Source organism: Mycolicibacterium iranicum (assembly GCF_002101705.1).
In the GTDB taxonomy this organism is placed as follows: Bacteria; Actinomycetota; Actinomycetes; order Mycobacteriales; family Mycobacteriaceae; genus Mycobacterium; species Mycobacterium iranicum.
The window spans coordinates 239,623-256,103 of record NZ_LQPC01000065.1; the positions used below are offsets into that span (position 1 = coordinate 239,623).

The window sequence follows — 16,481 nt, forward strand, 5'->3', positions numbered from 1 at the left end:
ACCCTGACCACACTCTCGACGCGTGGCGTTGATGGTGCATACGCCAACCCTGCGTTCACTACCCCGCAGGCGGTTCGATCGGCGTCAGATGGATCGGCAACCAGTGGGTGCCGGATCCCTCGCCTGGGCAGCCGGCACCGCTGACGACGAGTGTGCGCTCTCCGCGGAAACTCCCGTCAGGATTGGGAATCCAGTAGTCCGAGCGGGTGGAAGGGACGCCGCTGGCGGGGTCGGTCCGGTTGCACAGATACGGCTGATCGCCGCTCGTCTCCCACCGACCGTTGTTCCACCGGTACTCGAACTCCGCCGGCGCCGCCGGGTTGCGGGCCTGGTCGTCCCTGTTGTCCATCCGCGCCACACAGCCGTTCACGTCACAGTGCGTGGTGAACTGGGTCGGGTAGGTTACCGAATTCATCGGGGTCGGCACCCCATTGAATGTCTGTCTCGAGAAATCGATCGACACTGTGTAGAAGCCGTAGATCGGCACCGGCTCGACCCGGTCGGCGTGCGCGACCGGCGCGGCGAGCAGTGCTGCCGCGGCCGCTGCGGCCACAACCTTGCGAACCATGTCTTTGCTTAGCACATCCTGGGACCGGCGGGGCAGAATGAGCCGATGACGCTGGCGTTCCTGCTCACCTCGTTGGTCGTTGTCGCGACCCCGGGCACCGGTGCTCTCTACACCGTGGCGACAGGTCTCGCGCACGGGACGCGGGCCTCGGTGCTGGCGTCGGCCGGGTGCACGCTGGGGATCGTGCCCGCCATGCTGGCGGCGGTCACGGGTTTGGCGGCCATTCTGCACAGCAGCGCCATCGCCTTCCAGACCGTCAAGTGGGCGGGCGTGGCCTACCTGCTCTACCTGGCATGGGTGACCTGGCGGGACGATTCCGAATTGGTCGCCGACGCAGGCGATTCCGTGCGCCCGAGCCCGTGGCGGATCACGTGGACGGCTGTCGCGGTCAACGTGCTGAACCCGAAGCTGACGATCTTCTTCTTCGCGTTCCTGCCGCAGTTCGTCGACCCGGCGCGTCCGCCGGTGGGTCAGATGCTCTCTCTCAGTGCCGTGTTCATGGCGATGACGTTCGTGGTGTTCGCGGCCTACGGCGCATTCGCAGCCGGTGTGCGCGCCCATGTCATTCGGCGGCCGAGGGTGGTCACATGGATGCGGCGCACCTTCGCGGCGACCTACGTCGCCCTGGCCGCGAGGATGGCGGTCACGTCGCGCTGACCGTATTACGCGATACAGGCAGCGCCAACATGAGAGTATCGCTGTTCTGCAGATGTTTATCGTTACGGGTGGAGACAGCATGATCCGTACATTGACCGCGGTTTCGGCAGCGGCGCTCGCCGCCGGCCTGTCCGCTCCGATGGCGGCCGGCCAGGGCGGCGACCAGACCATTCGAGTGATGGACGGGCAGATCCGTTGCCTGATCAGCGCCGACTTCGAGGGGCAGGGTCGTCCGATGGCGATCTGCGGTCGCACCGACGGGCAGACGTTCCAAACCTCGCCCAAAGGCATGAACCTCGTCGCGGTGCAGGGAACAGGTGAGATGTTCTACGAGGCGGGGGCCATCAACCCGCCGCCGGATTCCGACGTGGTACTCGGCCCCGGGCAGACCTACAACGTGAACGGCTGGACGGTCCGGACCGAGGAACTCCGGACGCTGATCTACTACGACATCGGCCGCCACGGAATCTCCGTCAAGCCGGTGGAAGCGATGGCCGTCTGGATCTGACCGGGGTGCGACGATGAGCGGATGACCGCAACGCTCGTCGCGAAGAATGTGGCGGGCGGATTCGCCCACCGCACCCTGTTCGAGGGCGTCGACCTCACGGTGGCTCCGGGAGACGTGGTCGGCGTCGTCGGCGTCAACGGCGCAGGCAAGAGCACGCTGTTGCGGATCCTCGCCGGCGACCTCGAACCACTCGGCGGCACGGTCAGCCTCGCGCCCGCCGACGCCTTCGTCGGATGGTTGCCACAGGAACACGAGCGCGTGTCCGGGGAGACGGTCGCGGCGTACGTCGCTCGCCGCACCGGCTGCTGTGCGGCGACCCACGCCATGGAGACGGCCGCCGCAGCACTGACGGATTCGACAGCGAGCGCGGACGCATACTCCTCGGCTCTGGATCACTGGCTCGCCACGGGAGCAGCCGATCTCGACGATCGATTGCCCGCAGTGCTTTCCGACCTCGGTCTGGACCACGACGCGATCGAGCCGGACTCGACGCCGATGACCGCGTTGTCGGGCGGGCAGGCGGCCCGGGTGGGGCTGGCGGCCCTGATGCTGTCACGGTTCGACATCGTGCTGCTCGACGAACCGACGAACGACCTCGATCTCGACGGCCTGGCCCGTCTCGAACAATTCGTGCAGGAGCTCCGCGGCGGTGTCGTGCTTGTCAGCCATGATCGAGAGTTCCTGTCGCGCACGGTAACCCGTGTTCTGGAACTCGATCTGGCGCAGAACACCACAACCGTGTTCGGCGGCGGATACGACAGCTATCTGGAGGAGCGCGAGGTCAACCGCAGACACCGGCGCGAGCAGTACGAGGAGTTCGCCGACAAGAAGGCCGATCTGGTCGCCCGCGCACGCACCCAGCGGGAATGGTCGACCCAGGGCGTCCGCAATGCGATGCGCAAGGCCCCGGACAACGACAAGAACCGCCGTCGCGCACAAACCGAGTCCAGCGAGAAGCAGGCGCAGAAGGTGCGTCAGATGGAAAGCCGGATCGCCCGCCTCGAAGAGGTCACCGAACCCCGCAAGGAGTGGACGTTGCAGTTCACCATCGGCGAGGCACCGCGGTCGAGTGCGGTGGTCGCGACTCTCGACAATGCCCTTGTACGCCAAGGAGACTTCGTACTCGGGCCCGTGTCCCTTCAACTCGACGCGGGTGAGCGAGTCGGCATCACCGGGCCGAACGGGGCGGGCAAATCGACGTTGCTGCGTGTGCTGCTCGGTCGCCGGAAACCCGATCAGGGCCGCGCAAGCCTGGGCGCCAACGTGGCGGTCGGCGAAATCGACCAGGCTCGTTCGTATTTCACCGGACCGGAGAGTCTCGTCGATCGGTTCGAGCAGTGCGTGCCGGACTGGACGACCGCCGACGTCCGCACACTGCTCGCGAAGTTCGGGCTGCGCGCAGACCATGTGGAGCGCGCCGTCGACGATCTGTCGCCGGGCGAGCGGACACGCGCCGCTATGGCATTGCTGCAAGCATGCGGCACCAACGTGCTCGTTCTCGACGAGCCGACCAACCACCTTGACCTGCCCGCCATCGAGCAGCTCGAGCAGGCCCTGGACTCCTACGACGGCGCGCTGCTGTTGGTGACGCACGATCGCCGGATGCTCGACACGGTCCGCCTCGACCGCAGATGGCACGTCGACGCAGGCCTCGTCGCAGAGCTCTGACACGGCCCGCAGCGCCCAGCAGTTAATCCGCTACGACACGCTGGCAAATAGTGTGTGACGAACCCCAGTGCGTTGCAGAAACTGACTTCAATTTGCCTCGGCGATAATTTTAACGCTGTGACCGTAGCCTCGAAATTGGGTCCTTAGCGGCCTTTTATGGGAGTCGGTAATAACTTTCTTCGTTAATATATACTTCGCTGACCGGATATCGCGACAATCCTTGACCAGCTGTCAGCAAACCCCTTAGATTGCTGCTGTTAACTGTCAGCGAACTCACAGCGCAATCGCCTTTGAGGCCTGACACATCACGCCAAAGGGGGCGGTTCATGTCGAGCAAATCGAAGAGCAAGCGCACGACAGGTATGTCGGCACGTCAGTTCCTGACTGCCGGAATGGGCAGCGCAGCAGTCGTCGGCGCAGGCCTGCTGTCAGCCGGGTTGCTCGACGATCCCGCGACCGCGACGGCGGCGCCGGAAGTCCAGTTGATGTCGACCGAGTCCGAACTGAGCGAGTGGTGGCTGCTGAACGCGCAGCGCAGCGGCGGCAACGATTCGGCCAACTCGAATGCCCTCTTCCGTCCGAGCGCCCTGGCCGCAACGAGCGCCAACGGCAACTTCAACCTTTTCCGCCCGATCGGTCCGGGTGGCTGGCTGATCGGCAACGGCATCGACGCGGTCGAAGGATGCGAGGGCGCGGCCTGCAACGGCGGCAACGCCGGACTGCTGTTCGGCAACGGCGGCAAGGGATTTGCCGGCGGACACGGCGGTAACGGCGCACTCTACTTCGGCAACGGCGGCGACGGCGGCCAGGGCGTCAACGGCGGCGAGGGTGGCCGCGGCGGCATGGGCGGCTTGTTCTTCGGCAACGGCGGCAACGGCGGCCAGGGCGGAACCGGTGTGAACGGCACCGAGGCGGGCGAAGAGGGCCAGGCCGGCGGCAAGGGCGGCGCCGGCGGGGCCGGCGGGTTCTTCTTCGGTTCCGGCGGCGCCGGCGGTAAGGGCGGCACCGGTGGTGACGGCTACACCGATCCGCTGGGTAACGACGAAGCCGGCGACGGCGGCAACGGCGGCGACGCCGGAGAAGGTGGCGCCGCCGGTCTGTTCGGCAAGGCGGGCCCGGACGGCAACGGCGGCGACGGCGGCGACGGCGGCGACGGACCCGAGGGTGACGGCACCGTCGGTGGCGACGGCGGCGACGGCGGTGACGGCGGCGCGGGTGTGATCGGCGGCACCGGCGGTGACGGCGGCCTCGGCGGTCTCGGTGACGAAGGCTTCGGCGGCGGTCAGGGCGGCGAAGGCGGAACCGGCGGCGAGGGCGACGTCGGCGGTGTCGGCGGCAGCGGCGGCACCGGCGGATCCGGCTCCGCGGGCTTCGACGGTGGCCAAGGTGGCTCCGGTGGTGACGGCGGCGAAGGCTCGTCGACCGGCGGCGAAGGCGGCAAGGGCGGACTCGGCGGGTTCGGCGGCCAGGATCTCACCGACGGCGCCAGCGGCGGCAACGGCGGTCAGGGCGGCGAAGGCGGTGCCGGCGGCGAAGGCGACGTCGGTGGTGCTGCCGGCGACGGCGGTGAAGGCGGTCAAGGCGGCAACGGCGACGTGAGCGGCGGCGACGGCGGCACCGGTGGATCCGGCGGGCTCGGCGGTACCAGCGAGGTCGGCGAAGGCGGCGAAGGTGGTACGGGCGGTGACGGCGGTGATGGCGGCGACGCTCTCGAAGACGGCACCGGCGGTGACGGCGGCGCCGGTGGCGGCGGCGGAACCGGCGGCTTCGGCGGCAGCGGGGATCCGGGTGAGCCCGGCGACCCCGGTGACGACGGAGACGACAACGACGGAACCCAGGGCGGTGAAGGCGGTTCAGGCGGTGCCGGTGGCGCCGGAAGCGCCGGAGCGGGCGAGTCGGACTGATCGCCTCTGACAGTTGAGTGCGTGTCGGCGCACATCCTGCCCACCAGCGGGATGTGCGCCGACTCCTTTTTCCGGCGGGGTCGGGCCGCAGAGCAGCGCAACTTGCCCCTGTACGGAAAACTTCGCAATAGTCGACCGGGAAGAAGACGCGAAGGATGTTGATGCGAAACCTGTTGTCGGTCGTCGTCCGCGCTGCGGGGGCGGCGCTGGCCACCCTGTTGTTCGCGCAGATGCCTGCGGCTCACGCGTTGGGCGAGTATCCCGTGGCGAGCCCGGGTGCATTCCTCGTGAGCACCGTGCTGGCGAACAACGGGCAGCCCTACCAGTGCACGGCCGGCTTCACCGTGCGCACCCCGAGCGGGGCCCCGGGAATGCTCACCGCGGGACATTGCCGCCGCGACCCGGTCAACGACACCGTGCTGCAGCGGACGCCGACGGGCGACCAGTTCATCGGTCGTTACGTCCGATGGGAAGTGATTCCCGGCGTCCATGACATGGGTCTGGTGGACCTCGCGGGCAGCTCGGTTCCGCTCGTCAGCGACGTCGACGCGATGCGGGTGACCCGGACGATGAACGCAGAGGACCTTCGCCGTGAACAACCTCAGCTGTGCAAGTCTGGGGCGCGTACCGGACTGTCGTGCGGGCCGATCACAGCCATCACCGAGACCCAGGTGTCGTTCCGGGCATGGGACGACCTCGGTGACTCGGGCGCTCCCGTATATGCCCGCCACCCCGACGGCACCGTCGCCGCCGTCGCGATCCTGTATGCGCACAGCGACGACGTGTTCGGTCGCATCGTCCACGCGTCACTGGTGGCGCCTGTCATGGCGAACTGGGGACTGACGGCCTGGAGCTAAGGCACCACGCTGCGCTCGACTCCTCGTGCCACCTCCGCGGCGAGTTGGGCCACCGAGATGTCCCGAGCCGTGGAGAAGGACATCATCGCGATCCCGCGCAGCAGGCCGATGATGGCGACGGCGGCGACCGCAGGATCGACGGTGTCGCAGATCGAGCCGTCACTCACTCCGTCCCGAATGAGCCCGCTGATGTGTTCGCGGAACGCCGCGTCACGCTCAGCGAACAGCGGTGCGAGCAGTGGGTCGGCGCTTGCCGAGTCAGCCCACATCTTCAGGAATGCCTCCGATCGCGGCGATCGCTCATGCATCCCGCCGAGGTACGCCTCGATGAACTGGGTCAGCCGGCCCAGGCCCGTCGGAGCGTCGGTGGCCACATCGAATTGTTGGGTGTAGCGGATGAGTTCTTCCAGTAAGCGGCCCTTGCTGCCGAAGTGGTGGTTGACGATGCCCCGGCTGTAGCCGGCGGCTTCACCGACGGCAGCCAGCGATACCGCGTGGGCGCCATGGGAAGCGACCAGGGCAGCGGCTGCATCGAGCACGCGGCGCCGGGTTTCCGCAGTGCGTTCGGCCTGAGTGCGTCGAACCGAATGCGCCGGAGTCATGGCCGACATTCTCCTCGACAGAACTTGTCGGTGGCAGGGTTTAAGTTGTGTGTCGTACAGCAAGTAACTATGTCAGGAGACCTCATGCCCGTCCTCGATTCCTCGGATCTCGAACGATTCGTCGCCGCCGACCCCACCGGTCCGGTTGTGATGCTCAACCTCATCAGGTTCGCCCCCGGCGGTGCGGAAACGTACACGCAGTACATCCAACGGTTCAGCAGTTCCGGCATCAAGGAGCGCTACGGCGTGACGATCGTCTACGGCGGTACCGGGCAACCATCCCTGGTCGCTGCGGACGCGGGCGACTGGGACATGGTGGCGTTGTTTCGCTATCCCAGCAGGCAGCACTTCGTCGACATGGTGAACGACCCGGATTATCAAGCATTCGAGCATCTTCGGGCCGAAGCGGTGGCCACCGCCGTGCTACAACCCACGATCCCCGCGCTCTGAGGATCGACGCGCTCCCTAGCGCGCCGGGGTCTTGGCCTCGTCCCTGCCGGCCAGCCGGTCGTCCCACACCTGAAGGACGTCCGGCGCCGTGCGGGGCGTCACCAGGCTCACCACGACATAGACGATCAGGCTCGCGCCCAAGCCGTAGTAGATCGGTTCGTTGGCGAGCACATCACCGACGACGAACATCGTGCCGAGCGTCACCACCGTGCCGATCCCCATCGACCACAGCGCCCCGGCACCCGTGGCGCGCTTCCAGACGAAGCCACCCAGGATTGCCACCAGCAGACCGCCGACCAAAATGTCGTAAGCGATCGTCAACGCCGCCACCACGTCGTTGAGCAGGGCCGCGATCACGATGACCACGATGCCGAGTACCACCACATACATCCGGTCCGAGTGCACGTCTCGTTCCGCGCCCTCGTTCTCAGCCGGACGGCCAATCAGCCTGAGCAGCAACGGCTTCACATCGGTACGCGCCACCGTCGCCGTGGCGATCAGCGCGCCCGAGGCCGTCGACATCATCGCCGCCACCGCGGCGGCGAGCACCAGACCGCTGATGCCGACCGGCAGGATCGTCTCGGCGATCTGGGCGTACACGTCGTCGCTCACCTCGACATCGGGCAGGAACGTCGAGGCGGCCATCCCGATCACGGCACCCGCCACGCCGTAGAACACGCAGTACAGCGCGGCCGTCGTGCCGCCCCACTTCGCGACACCCGGCGAGCGCGCAGTGAACACCCGCTGCCAGATGTCCTGCCCGATCAGCATTCCGAAGCTGTACACGACGAAAAACGTGATGATGGTGGGCATTCCGATCGCACCGAGATCGAACACTGCATCACCGGCGCGTTCCCGGATGCCGTCGAAGCCGCCCGCCTTCGCGAGCGTGAACGGCAACATCAGAGCGAAGATCCCGATCGTCTTGAGGATGAACTGCACCATGTCGGTGAGCGTGATCGACCACATGCCGCCGATCGACGAGTAGAGCATCACGATGGCGCCGCCGATGATCACCGACACCGTGCGGTCGGTGCCGAAGAGCACGTTGAACACCGTGGCGTAGGCGATCGTCGATGTCACCGACAACATCAGGGTGTAGGCGACCATGACGATCCCGGATGCCGACGTCGCGTCCACGCCGTATCGCAACCGCAGCATCTGCGCGACGGTGTATACCTTGAGTCGCTGAATTCGGCCGGCGAAGAACAGGCTCAGCGCCAGCAGTCCGACGGCGATCGCCACCACCAGCCACATACCGGAGATGCCCCACTTGTAGCCGAGACCCACACCACCGACGGTGGACGCACCCCCGAGCACCACAGCGGCCATGGTGCCGGTGTAGAGGGTGGGACCCAGTCGGCGACCCGCAACGAGGAAGTCGGCGGAGTCCTTGGTTCTCGTCTTACCCCAGAACCCGAAGGCGAGCATGGCGAGCAGATAGACGACGATGATGACGATATCGAGTGGCTTGCCCACTGAGGGCCTCCTGTATCAGGTGGGTGCGAACATCTTCAGTTGCGCGGGCAGTATGACCACCGCGGGTCCGCGGGTCGCGAACGTGGCGGCGACTGCCTCGCCGGCACTGTCAAGCGTCACCCGCTGCGCGGGAACACCGAAACTTGTTGCCAAAGAGACGAAGTCGGGTCGAGTCAGTTCGGTGGCGGTCGCCTGGCCGAATGCTCCGGTCATGTATTCGCGCAGAATGCCGTAGCCGCCGTCGTCGACGATCAGCCATGTGACATCGGCGTCGTGCTGCCGCGCGGTCGCCAGTTCGGCGATCGAGTACATCGCGCCGCCGTCGCCGGACACCGCGAACGTCCGGCGGCCGGATCCGATGGCCGCGGCCACCGCGGCCGGAAATGCGAACCCCAGCCCGCCCGCTCCCTGCGCCGAATGGAACTCGCCGTCCTGCGGATCCCACGCCGACCACGCCCAGTACCCGGCGATGGTCATGTCCCAGAAGGTCTGGGCCGCAGCGGGAATCGCGGCGCGCAGGTCACGCATCAGCCGGACCTCGGCCGCTACGTCCTGGGCGGCCAACCGTTCCTCCACGGCGGCGCGCAATTCGCTTGCGATCCGTGCGCCGTCACCTCTGCGTTGCGTGAGGTGCTTCGCCAACGCGGTCAGGGCCGCCGCGGCGTCGGCGTGGATCGCCAGGGCGGGGTGGTTGGCCTCCAACACGCGTCGTTCCGCGTCGATGTGGATCAACCGGCCCTTCGGCGCGAACGAGAAGTAGTTCGACGTGACCTCGCCCATCGCGGTGCCGATGGCCAGCAGTACGTCGGCGTTCTCCAGCAGGTCGGTGGTGTGCCGGTCCTCGATCCACGATGCGGCCGACAGCGGGTGCGAGAACGGCATCGCACCCTTGCCGCCCACTGTCGAAACCACTGGTGCATCGAGCAGTTCAGCCACGGCGATAAGAGCTTCGGAGGCACCGGCGGATCGACGCACCCCTCCACCTGCGAGCACCACGGGTCGCGACGCCGCCTGCAACAGGGCGGCCGCTTCGTCGATGAGCTCCGGTCGGGGCGCGCGGGCCACGACACCGGTGACGACCGATCGGACCGGCGGCACGTCGGTAGGCTCCTCCAGCACGTCCTGCGGAATCTCCACCCACACCGGACCGGCGGGTGCCGACTGGGCAAGGGACCACGCATCGGCGAGCAGTGACGGGATATCCGCTGAGTTGCATGCTCCAGCAGTGCTTTTCGTGACATTGGCGGCGCTGCGCTGCTGGTCGTCGAGCTGGTGCAGCATTCCTCGCCGCAATCCCACCCCGGACCGCGGCACCTGGCTCGCGATCACGAGCAGCGGCACACCGGTCGCGTACGCCTCCTGCAGGGCGCCGAGCGCCGTGAGGGCTCCCGGACCGGTGGACAGGAACAGCACCCCCACTTCACCTGTGGCCCTGGCGTATCCGTCCGCGCCGAACGCCGAGTTGTTCTCCACGCGAGAGCTGACGAAGGTCAGGTCGCTGCGCCGGATCGCGTCGAAGAGGGCGAGCGCGTTCTGGCCCGGGATGCCGAAGACGTGCGACACCCCGAGGGCGTCCAGCGTTTCGACGACGACGTCGCCTCCGTTCCGGCTCACGCCGACTCGGCCGTTCCGGCTCATGTCGACTCACATCGCATCGCCAGCAACGACACCAGGTCGTAGGCAACGTGCGAAGCTGCGACACCGGTGATCTCGGCATGGTCGTAGGCGGGTGCCACCTCGACGACGTCGGCACCCACCAGGTTGAGACCGCGGAAGCCACGCAGGATTTCGAGCAGCTCACGGCTGGTCAATCCACCTGCCTCGGGCGTCCCTGTGCCGGGCGCATGCGCGGGGTCGAGCACGTCGATGTCGATGGAGACGTAGACGGGTCTGTTGCCGAGGCGGTCGCGGAGCTTGTCGACGACCTCGCGCACGCCCTGGTAGTACACATCCGACGAGGTGACGATGCCGAACCCGAAACGACGATCGTCCTCGAGATCCTTCTTCCCGTACAGCGGTCCCCGGATCCCGACGTGCGACAGCGCCTCGGTGTCGAGGATGCCTTCCTCGACTGCCCGGCGGAACGGCGTGCCGTGGGTGTACTCGGCACCGAAGTAGGTGTCCCAGGTGTCGAGGTGTGCATCGAAATGCACCAGCGCGACGGGGCCGTGCTGGGCGGCTGCTGCGCGCAGTAGCGGGAGCGCGATCGTGTGGTCACCTCCGATGGTGACGAGCTTCGTGCCGCCCTCGCTGAGGTCGACCGCCGCACCCTCGAGGGTCTCGATCGCCTCATGAATGTTGAAGGGATTCACCGCGATATCGCCGGCATCGACGACCTGTGCGATCTCGAACGGCGACACGTCCAGCGCCGGGTTGTAGGGCCGGATGAGACGCGAGGCCTCTCGGACGTGCGACGGTCCGAAACGCGCGCCCGGCCGATAGGACACCCCGGAGTCGAACGGCACACCGACCACCGCGACGTCCGCGCGCGGCACCTGGTCCAGCCGCGGCAACCGGGCGAAGGTGGCGAATCCGGCGAATCGCGGTGTCTTCGACGCATCGACCGGACCGAGGGGCGTGCTCATGCAGTGACTTCCTTTGTGTTCGTGGGCACTCCGACACGAGACCGGCACCGTCGGGGAACTTCGGCTGTGGCGCTTCGATGCGACGTGTGGTGCGGCTCACGTTAAGACGCCCATACGTGCTCCGCAAGCAGTTCAATCGTTACGTGGAGATTTCCGATAACGAAATGCCGTTAGGTGCTGGATTTTCAGTCGATACTGAAGATTCTCGGCGCTTGTATGGCCAGATATGTCGGAAGGGTCGGGCGCAAAAATTCGACGCGAATTTCGCCGGCCGTGGCGTCGATGACACGAGGAGGCACCGATGGACGAGCTCGACGAGGCGATCGTGGAGTTGCTCGAGGGCGACGGACGACTGACCCATCGCGAGATCGCGCGCCGTGTCGGGTTGTCGCGTTCAACCGCTGCAGCCCGGGTGCAGCGGCTGATCTCCAGCGGACAGGTCGTCATCCGCGGCGCCGTCCATCCCGCGGTACTCGGCCGACCAGTCCTGGCCCACGTCAGCGTCAGCGTCGACGGCCCCGCCGCCCCGGTCGCAGCCGACATCGCCGGTCGCGTTGACGTCCCGTTCCTGTCGCTGACCAGCGGCCGTCACGGACTTGTCGCCGAGATCCGCTCCCCGACTGCGCGGGACGTGGACATGGCGGTAGCCGAGCTGCGCGCATTACCCGGGGTGTATGAGGTCGACACCCTCACCTACGTCGAGGTGATGAGAGACGTGATCGGACCCGTCGGCGACATCTACACAGACATCGACGCCACCGATCGGGCACTGCTCGTGGCCTTGCAGGCCGACGGCCGGGCGTCCTACGTCGACCTCGCCGAGCGGGTCGGCCTCTCCGCGGCGGGCGCGCGCAGGCGCGTGCTGCGGTTGATCGACGCGCGGGTTGTGCGGATCGGAGCTGTGGTCCGCCATCACGGTCAGGACCGGCAGAGCGCGATGGGATTCGGAATCCGGCTCGTCGGCGCTCACCGCGACGTCGTCGCGGCGCTCACTGGGATGCCGTCGGTGATCTTCGTCGCCCGCACGTTGGGACGTTTCGACATTCTGGCGACCGTCCGCGCGTTCTCCGCCGCCCAGCTCGTCGAGGTGCTCGACGCGGTGCGCGCGCTGCCCGGCGTGCGGTCGCTGGAGAGCTGGACGCACCTTGACGTCGTCAAGGAGAGCTACGCCTCGGGGCTGGAGGCGGTCATGACTTCTTGACGGCGAGCACCCGCTTACGCAGGCCCTTGGTCGCGGTGTCCATCAATCCGGCGGCACCCTTGCGCACCAGGAATCCGGGCAGCGGCGCAGTCAGGTCGACGGTCAGCTCCAGCGACACCTTGGTGTTGTCACCGTCGGGAGTCAGGGTGTAGCGGCCCACCTGCGCCCGCTGCTGCGACGATTCGACCAGCGTCCAACTGACGCCGTCCTCGTGCACCTCGTAGTCAAGGATCTGCTCGTCGCTGACGCCGACGATCTTGACGACCTGCCGCGCGCGCCGGGGGCGGCCCTCCTCGTCGCGAGTGAGGATCTCCACCTTCTGGTGCGCCGAGGACCAGTCCGGCAGGGTCTCCATGTCATAGAGCACGTCGAGGATCTCCTGCGGCGTCGCCTCGATGACGATCTCGCGGGTTTCGGTGATGGCCATGGCGCTACAGATTGCCATGCAACCGGCGAATCAAACGGCGTATGCGCACAACCGGCTCAGCACGTCAGTCGGTCTCGCCGCCTCCCCCGGTATCGGACGTTCCGTTGTCGTCCCTCGTGTCGCTTGATTCGCCGTCCTGGCCGTTCACCGTCGTGCCGGCGTCGCCGCCTTCGCCTCCATCTGCTGGTGTCGCGTCGGTGCGCAACCGATCTCAAGATCAAAACTGCATGGCCATCTCGTCGATACGCCGCAAGGCCAGCGCGAGCACCGGCAGATAGGCCGGCGCCCATACCGGGGCACTCATCCAGATCCGGCTGCCGTCCTCCAGCGGTTCGACCCCGTGGCGGGTAGCGGGTACGCCGGCCACCGTCCAGCCCCAGGTTCTGCCCTGGTCGAGTTCGGAGATCACGAACGGCAGCGGCACACCGATCGGCGTCCACACGGTGCCTGTCGCGCCCAGCTCGAACGCCGCGCCATTGAGCTGGGCCCTGGAAACGCTCAGCCCCCACTGCGGCCACGCGTCGAGATCGGTGAGGATGTGCCACACCGTGTCCGCAGGCGCGTCGAGTTTTCTGTCCACCGTCCACATGAACGGCGGTATACCCCAATGCCGCGGTGTCACCCGAACTTCGCGTAGAGGGCAGGGAGGAAACCGGCGAGATGGTTCATCTCCTGCGCGCAGTGCACCATCAGGTCACGCGGGTCGGGCAGCTGTCTGGCGGCCACCGGCCGAACGACGGTGTTCGCCAACAGGTTCCCATGCCGGACCCGCACGTAGGGTCCGCCCATCCAGAACCGGGATCGCATCTCCGCGCCCTCTGCCGTCGGCCGGATCTGGTGGACGAACCAGCCGATGTCGACGGGCACCTCTGACGAAGCCAGCCGGGCGCACACCGCGACCGAGTCGCCGAGCCGGTGCCGGGGCATGCCCATCTGCTCGGGCGGGAGGAAGCGGATCGCGGCCTTCGCGTAAGCCGATCCGAGGTACTCCTCGATCATCGACGTGCGCCCTACGTAATGGCCGTCGCTGTTCTCGCCGGCGTTGTGGTCGGCCCAACGCGCCGACGCGTGGGCCCGGGGATGCCACAGTTTGTAGCGCCGGGAGTCGCTGCCGTGCCAGCCGAACCACCAGTCCCACATCTGCGGGGTGACACCGGGCATGTCGGTGCGGACCGAGACCTGGAACCCGCCGCCGCGAAGCTGCCCGTATCCGTTCTCGGTCTGGTGATACCCCTCGTCGAGAAGAGTTGCTGCACTGTCGAATTCGAGTAGCGCCTGGTCGGCCTGCGGGCCGTGGTGCAGCGCGTCGATCACATGAGTCGGGAGAGTGGCCATCTCAGGGTTGAAGAACTCGCCGAAGTCGGTGTTCGCGTCGTCGCCGCGGTATCCGAGATACGGGGCGGCGGCCATCAGACGCGGCCCATCCAGCTGTGGAAGCGTCCGTTCGGGTCGTACTCGGCACGCACCCGATCCAGCTTCTCCATCGCCTCGGGGGTGGCGAACGGTGCCGGACGATTGCCCAGGTTCTCGTCGGCGAGTTGGATGCCGCTCTGCAGGTGTTCCATCGCGGCCATGTTCGATCTCGCCCAGTCGCCGTACTTCTCGTCGTCGGCGGGGTTCTCCCAGACACCGTAGAGCGCAAGGTAGATCTCGTCTTCGAGGCTGTAGGCCATGTCCTGGCGCTGTGGGGACGGCCCCCAGTTGAGCCACAGGAAGTGTGAGGGATGCGGCGGCATGGTCTCCAGGATGCGGGTGATGCCCGGCATCAGCTCGTCGGCCGATGCCGATGTCCAGATGTTGTCGGCGGCGTAGCGGTGGTTGTCGGGGTAGTTGCTCATGACGCCCGCGTACCAGGTATCCATGTCCGCGGGAGCGTAGGGCACAGCGGCGATGGCCGCCTCACGCACCGGACAGGTCTCCAGCAGGGCAAGTGCGTCGATCGCTTCCTGCTCGGAGTCGACGAAAACCGGTGAGGCAAAGACGATTCCGGGAGTGTCCAGCCCCAACCCGGGCACCGACCTCGACGCGGCGATCTGCAGCTCCACCTTCCGGTCCACCTCCGCGCTGATCGACCTCGCCCACGGGTAGATCTCCTCGGCCAACTCCATCGGGTAGACGTAGAGACTGCTGCCGATCACCGCGGGTTGTTTGTAGAGCTTGAGGTGGAAAGCCGTCACCACCGCGAAGAAGCCCGGCCCCGAACCCCTTGCGGCCCAATAAAGATCGGGATGGTGATCGGCGTCGATGTGCAGTCTCTCGCCGTCAGCGGTGACGACGTCCAGGCCGATGACGCTTTCACAGGCCGGGCCGAGCACGCGACTGTTCCAGCCGTATCCACCCTGCAGCAGATACCCACCGATGCAGACGCCCCTGCAGTGCCCCGCAGGGAAGAACAGGCCCTGCTCCCCCAGGATGCCCGCGAGGACACTGCCGCCCATACCGGGTCCCACCACTGCGGTCCCGGCGTCGGCGTCGATCTCGCACTGGTTGATGTCGTGCATGTCGAGCAGGACGCCGCCGTCGCGGACATGGTTGCCCGCCCAGCTGTGCCCGCCGGATCGAATCCCGATCTGCAAGTCATGCTCGGCCGCGTACCGGACCGTGGCGACCACGTCGTCGACATCGGTCGCCTGGAAGACGAGGTCCGGGTATCGCTGTGGGGTTCGGGCGTTCCACACGGTCTGCGCGCGCGCCCGCTCGTATCCGTCGTCGTTGCGGAAGAAGTGTCGTTTCGGCAGATCCATCTCGCCCTCCGAGGGATTCGCATACCGGATCTTGGTAGTCCGTACAGCGGATCAATATAGTGGCGGGATGGCGGCGACGGACAAGAACGGCCAAATTGACGGAAGCGACGGCCGCGACGACGGGCTGCAGGTCCTGCGCCGAGCCGCCGCTGCTCTCGACGAGATCGCCACCGCGCCCGGCCGGCTTCGCCTGGTCGACCTCGGGACGAACCTGGGCCTCGCGAAGTCGACCGCCCGGCGGCTGCTCGTCGCGCTGGTCGACGTCGGTTTTGCCGCAGTGGACGACGGCGGGCGCTACCGCCTCGGGGACCGGCTGCTCGGCCTGACGAGCGCGGACGGCGCAAACCTCGCGGCGCTGTTGCGACCGGTGATCGAGCGGGTCGCCGCGGCCACCGAGGAGACGGTCGACCTGTCGGTACTGCGCGGCAGGCAGATGTGGTTCATCGACCAGATCGAGTCGGCGCACCGGCTGCGTGCCGTGTCGGCTGTCGGCGAGCGCTTCCCCCTCGACGTCACCGCCAACGGGAAGGCCGCGCTCGAGCTCCTCGACGACGCCTCGGCGCGAATCTCCACCATCACCTACGACCGCGACGAGCACACCGCGGATATCTCGGCCGCCGGCATCGCCGCCCGATTGTCGAGCGGACACATCGTGGCGATCTCGGTGCCCGCGCCAACCGAACGCTTCCGCGCCAATGAATCGGTGATCGTCAACGCGCTGCGAGAGGCGGCAAGCGACCCGCTGTGGACTAGCTGTACTGACCTGAGAGGTTAGGTACGCGGCTGGCTGGTGGTTGACCGCCGAGTGCGGTGTGGCCGCGGTGGTGATTG

The 16,481-nt window shown here is 67.1% G+C and carries 17 protein-coding genes; 8 read left to right on the plus strand and 9 right to left on the minus strand.

Translation table 11 applies throughout. From position 1 onward, the window contains the following. Nucleotides 1-58 precede the first annotated feature (58 nt). Complete coding sequence (locus AWC12_RS28335) at nucleotides 59-568, minus strand: MBOE_33420 family protein (protein WP_085178212.1); 510 nt, start codon at nucleotides 566-568, stop codon at nucleotides 59-61. Nucleotides 569-613: 45 nt separating this feature from the next. On the opposite strand from AWC12_RS28335, the gene AWC12_RS28340 reads away from it, so the two are divergent. From AWC12_RS28340 to AWC12_RS28360, 5 genes are all read left to right on the plus strand, one after another. Further along, nucleotides 614-1,225 carry a LysE family translocator gene (locus AWC12_RS28340; RefSeq protein ID WP_085178213.1) on the plus strand — a complete coding sequence of 204 codons (612 nt, stop codon included), beginning with the start codon at nucleotides 614-616 and terminating at the stop codon, nucleotides 1,223-1,225. 79 nt (nucleotides 1,226-1,304) lie between these two features. Further along, nucleotides 1,305-1,733 (plus strand): hypothetical protein, encoded by a 429-nt coding sequence (locus AWC12_RS28345; protein ID WP_085178214.1) that lies wholly within the window; start codon nucleotides 1,305-1,307, stop codon nucleotides 1,731-1,733. Between the two features lie 21 nt (nucleotides 1,734-1,754). After that, on the plus strand, nucleotides 1,755-3,401 hold the full coding sequence (gene abc-f / locus AWC12_RS28350) for a ribosomal protection-like ABC-F family protein (protein ID WP_085178215.1): 1,647 nt from the start codon (nucleotides 1,755-1,757) through the stop codon (nucleotides 3,399-3,401). A gap of 326 nt (nucleotides 3,402-3,727) precedes the next feature. Further along, the gene (locus tag AWC12_RS31955) at nucleotides 3,728-5,305 is read left to right on the plus strand and encodes a hypothetical protein (protein WP_165762866.1); all 1,578 of its coding nucleotides are present in this window, start codon (nucleotides 3,728-3,730) and stop codon (nucleotides 5,303-5,305) included. A gap of 161 nt (nucleotides 5,306-5,466) precedes the next feature. After that, nucleotides 5,467-6,162 carry a chymotrypsin family serine protease gene (locus tag AWC12_RS28360; protein WP_085178242.1) on the plus strand — a complete coding sequence of 232 codons (696 nt, stop codon included), beginning with the start codon at nucleotides 5,467-5,469 and terminating at the stop codon, nucleotides 6,160-6,162. On the opposite strand, the gene AWC12_RS28365 is transcribed toward AWC12_RS28360, so the two are convergent. Beyond that, entirely contained in the window at nucleotides 6,159-6,764 is a 606-nt protein-coding gene (locus tag AWC12_RS28365) for a TetR/AcrR family transcriptional regulator (RefSeq protein WP_024447519.1), read from the minus strand. The genes AWC12_RS28360 and AWC12_RS28365 overlap by 4 nt on opposite strands. An 84-nt stretch (nucleotides 6,765-6,848) precedes the next feature. Here AWC12_RS28365 and AWC12_RS28370 point away from each other — a divergent pair, with 84 nt between their 5' ends. After that, a complete protein-coding gene (locus AWC12_RS28370) occupies nucleotides 6,849-7,214 on the plus strand; it encodes a DUF1330 domain-containing protein (RefSeq protein ID WP_085178216.1) in 366 nt (121 codons plus the stop codon). Between the two features lie 15 nt (nucleotides 7,215-7,229). Here AWC12_RS28370 and AWC12_RS28375 read toward each other — a convergent pair whose 3' ends face one another. The 3 genes from AWC12_RS28375 to speB form a co-directional block, all read right to left on the minus strand. Continuing rightward, nucleotides 7,230-8,645: a sodium:solute symporter family transporter gene (locus AWC12_RS28375; RefSeq protein WP_207576501.1), complete on the minus strand. Its 1,416-nt coding sequence runs from the start codon at nucleotides 8,643-8,645 to the stop codon at nucleotides 7,230-7,232. Nucleotides 8,646-8,708: 63 nt separating this feature from the next. After that, nucleotides 8,709-10,307, minus strand: a complete 1,599-nt coding sequence (locus tag AWC12_RS28380; RefSeq protein WP_474626701.1) for a thiamine pyrophosphate-binding protein — start codon at nucleotides 10,305-10,307, stop codon at nucleotides 8,709-8,711. Nucleotides 10,308-10,327: 20 nt separating this feature from the next. Beyond that, entirely contained in the window at nucleotides 10,328-11,278 is a 951-nt protein-coding gene (speB, locus tag AWC12_RS28385; RefSeq protein ID WP_085178219.1) for an agmatinase, read from the minus strand. Nucleotides 11,279-11,579: 301 nt separating this feature from the next. Between speB and AWC12_RS28390 the strand changes: the two genes are divergently transcribed. After that, nucleotides 11,580-12,479: an Lrp/AsnC family transcriptional regulator gene (locus tag AWC12_RS28390; protein WP_085178220.1), complete on the plus strand. Its 900-nt coding sequence runs from the start codon at nucleotides 11,580-11,582 to the stop codon at nucleotides 12,477-12,479. On the opposite strand, the gene AWC12_RS28395 is transcribed toward AWC12_RS28390, so the two are convergent. From AWC12_RS28395 to AWC12_RS28410, 4 genes are all read right to left on the minus strand, one after another. After that, on the minus strand, nucleotides 12,466-12,906 hold the full coding sequence (locus tag AWC12_RS28395; protein ID WP_024447513.1) for an SRPBCC family protein: 441 nt from the start codon (nucleotides 12,904-12,906) through the stop codon (nucleotides 12,466-12,468). The two genes, AWC12_RS28390 and AWC12_RS28395, sit on opposite strands and share 14 nt — an antisense overlap. Before the next feature lie 217 nt (nucleotides 12,907-13,123). After that, nucleotides 13,124-13,495 carry an SRPBCC family protein gene (locus AWC12_RS28400; RefSeq protein ID WP_024447512.1) on the minus strand — a complete coding sequence of 124 codons (372 nt, stop codon included), beginning with the start codon at nucleotides 13,493-13,495 and terminating at the stop codon, nucleotides 13,124-13,126. 29 nt (nucleotides 13,496-13,524) lie between these two features. Beyond that, nucleotides 13,525-14,316: a DAPG hydrolase family protein gene (locus AWC12_RS28405; RefSeq protein ID WP_085178221.1), complete on the minus strand. Its 792-nt coding sequence runs from the start codon at nucleotides 14,314-14,316 to the stop codon at nucleotides 13,525-13,527. Then, nucleotides 14,316-15,650, minus strand: coding sequence for an FAD-binding oxidoreductase (locus AWC12_RS28410; RefSeq protein ID WP_085178222.1), 1,335 nt, complete (start codon nucleotides 15,648-15,650; stop codon nucleotides 14,316-14,318). Before AWC12_RS28410 ends, AWC12_RS28405 begins: the two co-directional genes overlap by 1 nt. Nucleotides 15,651-15,717: 67 nt before the next feature. On the opposite strand from AWC12_RS28410, the gene AWC12_RS28415 reads away from it, so the two are divergent. Then, nucleotides 15,718-16,425 carry an IclR family transcriptional regulator gene (locus AWC12_RS28415; protein ID WP_085178223.1) on the plus strand — a complete coding sequence of 236 codons (708 nt, stop codon included), beginning with the start codon at nucleotides 15,718-15,720 and terminating at the stop codon, nucleotides 16,423-16,425. The last annotated feature ends 56 nt before the right edge of the window (nucleotides 16,426-16,481 follow it).

Coding starts and splice junctions, on each gene's coding strand:
- AWC12_RS28335 (WP_085178212.1), bottom strand. CDS start 568: ATGGTTCGCAAGGTTGTGGCCGCAGCGGCCGCGGCAGCACTGCTCGCC.
- AWC12_RS28340 (WP_085178213.1), top strand. CDS start 614: ATGACGCTGGCGTTCCTGCTCACCTCGTTGGTCGTTGTCGCGACCCCG.
- AWC12_RS28345 (WP_085178214.1), top strand. CDS start 1,305: ATGATCCGTACATTGACCGCGGTTTCGGCAGCGGCGCTCGCCGCCGGC.
- abc-f (WP_085178215.1), top strand. CDS start 1,755: ATGACCGCAACGCTCGTCGCGAAGAATGTGGCGGGCGGATTCGCCCAC.
- AWC12_RS31955 (WP_165762866.1), top strand. CDS start 3,728: ATGTCGAGCAAATCGAAGAGCAAGCGCACGACAGGTATGTCGGCACGT.
- AWC12_RS28360 (WP_085178242.1), top strand. CDS start 5,467: ATGCGAAACCTGTTGTCGGTCGTCGTCCGCGCTGCGGGGGCGGCGCTG.
- AWC12_RS28365 (WP_024447519.1), bottom strand. CDS start 6,764: ATGACTCCGGCGCATTCGGTTCGACGCACTCAGGCCGAACGCACTGCG.
- AWC12_RS28370 (WP_085178216.1), top strand. CDS start 6,849: ATGCCCGTCCTCGATTCCTCGGATCTCGAACGATTCGTCGCCGCCGAC.
- AWC12_RS28375 (WP_207576501.1), bottom strand. CDS start 8,645: ATGCTCGCCTTCGGGTTCTGGGGTAAGACGAGAACCAAGGACTCCGCC.
- speB (WP_085178219.1), bottom strand. CDS start 11,278: ATGAGCACGCCCCTCGGTCCGGTCGATGCGTCGAAGACACCGCGATTC.
- AWC12_RS28390 (WP_085178220.1), top strand. CDS start 11,580: ATGGACGAGCTCGACGAGGCGATCGTGGAGTTGCTCGAGGGCGACGGA.
- AWC12_RS28395 (WP_024447513.1), bottom strand. CDS start 12,906: ATGGCCATCACCGAAACCCGCGAGATCGTCATCGAGGCGACGCCGCAG.
- AWC12_RS28400 (WP_024447512.1), bottom strand. CDS start 13,495: ATGTGGACGGTGGACAGAAAACTCGACGCGCCTGCGGACACGGTGTGG.
- AWC12_RS28405 (WP_085178221.1), bottom strand. CDS start 14,316: ATGGCCGCCGCCCCGTATCTCGGATACCGCGGCGACGACGCGAACACC.
- AWC12_RS28410 (WP_085178222.1), bottom strand. CDS start 15,650: ATGGATCTGCCGAAACGACACTTCTTCCGCAACGACGACGGATACGAG.
- AWC12_RS28415 (WP_085178223.1), top strand. CDS start 15,718: ATGGCGGCGACGGACAAGAACGGCCAAATTGACGGAAGCGACGGCCGC.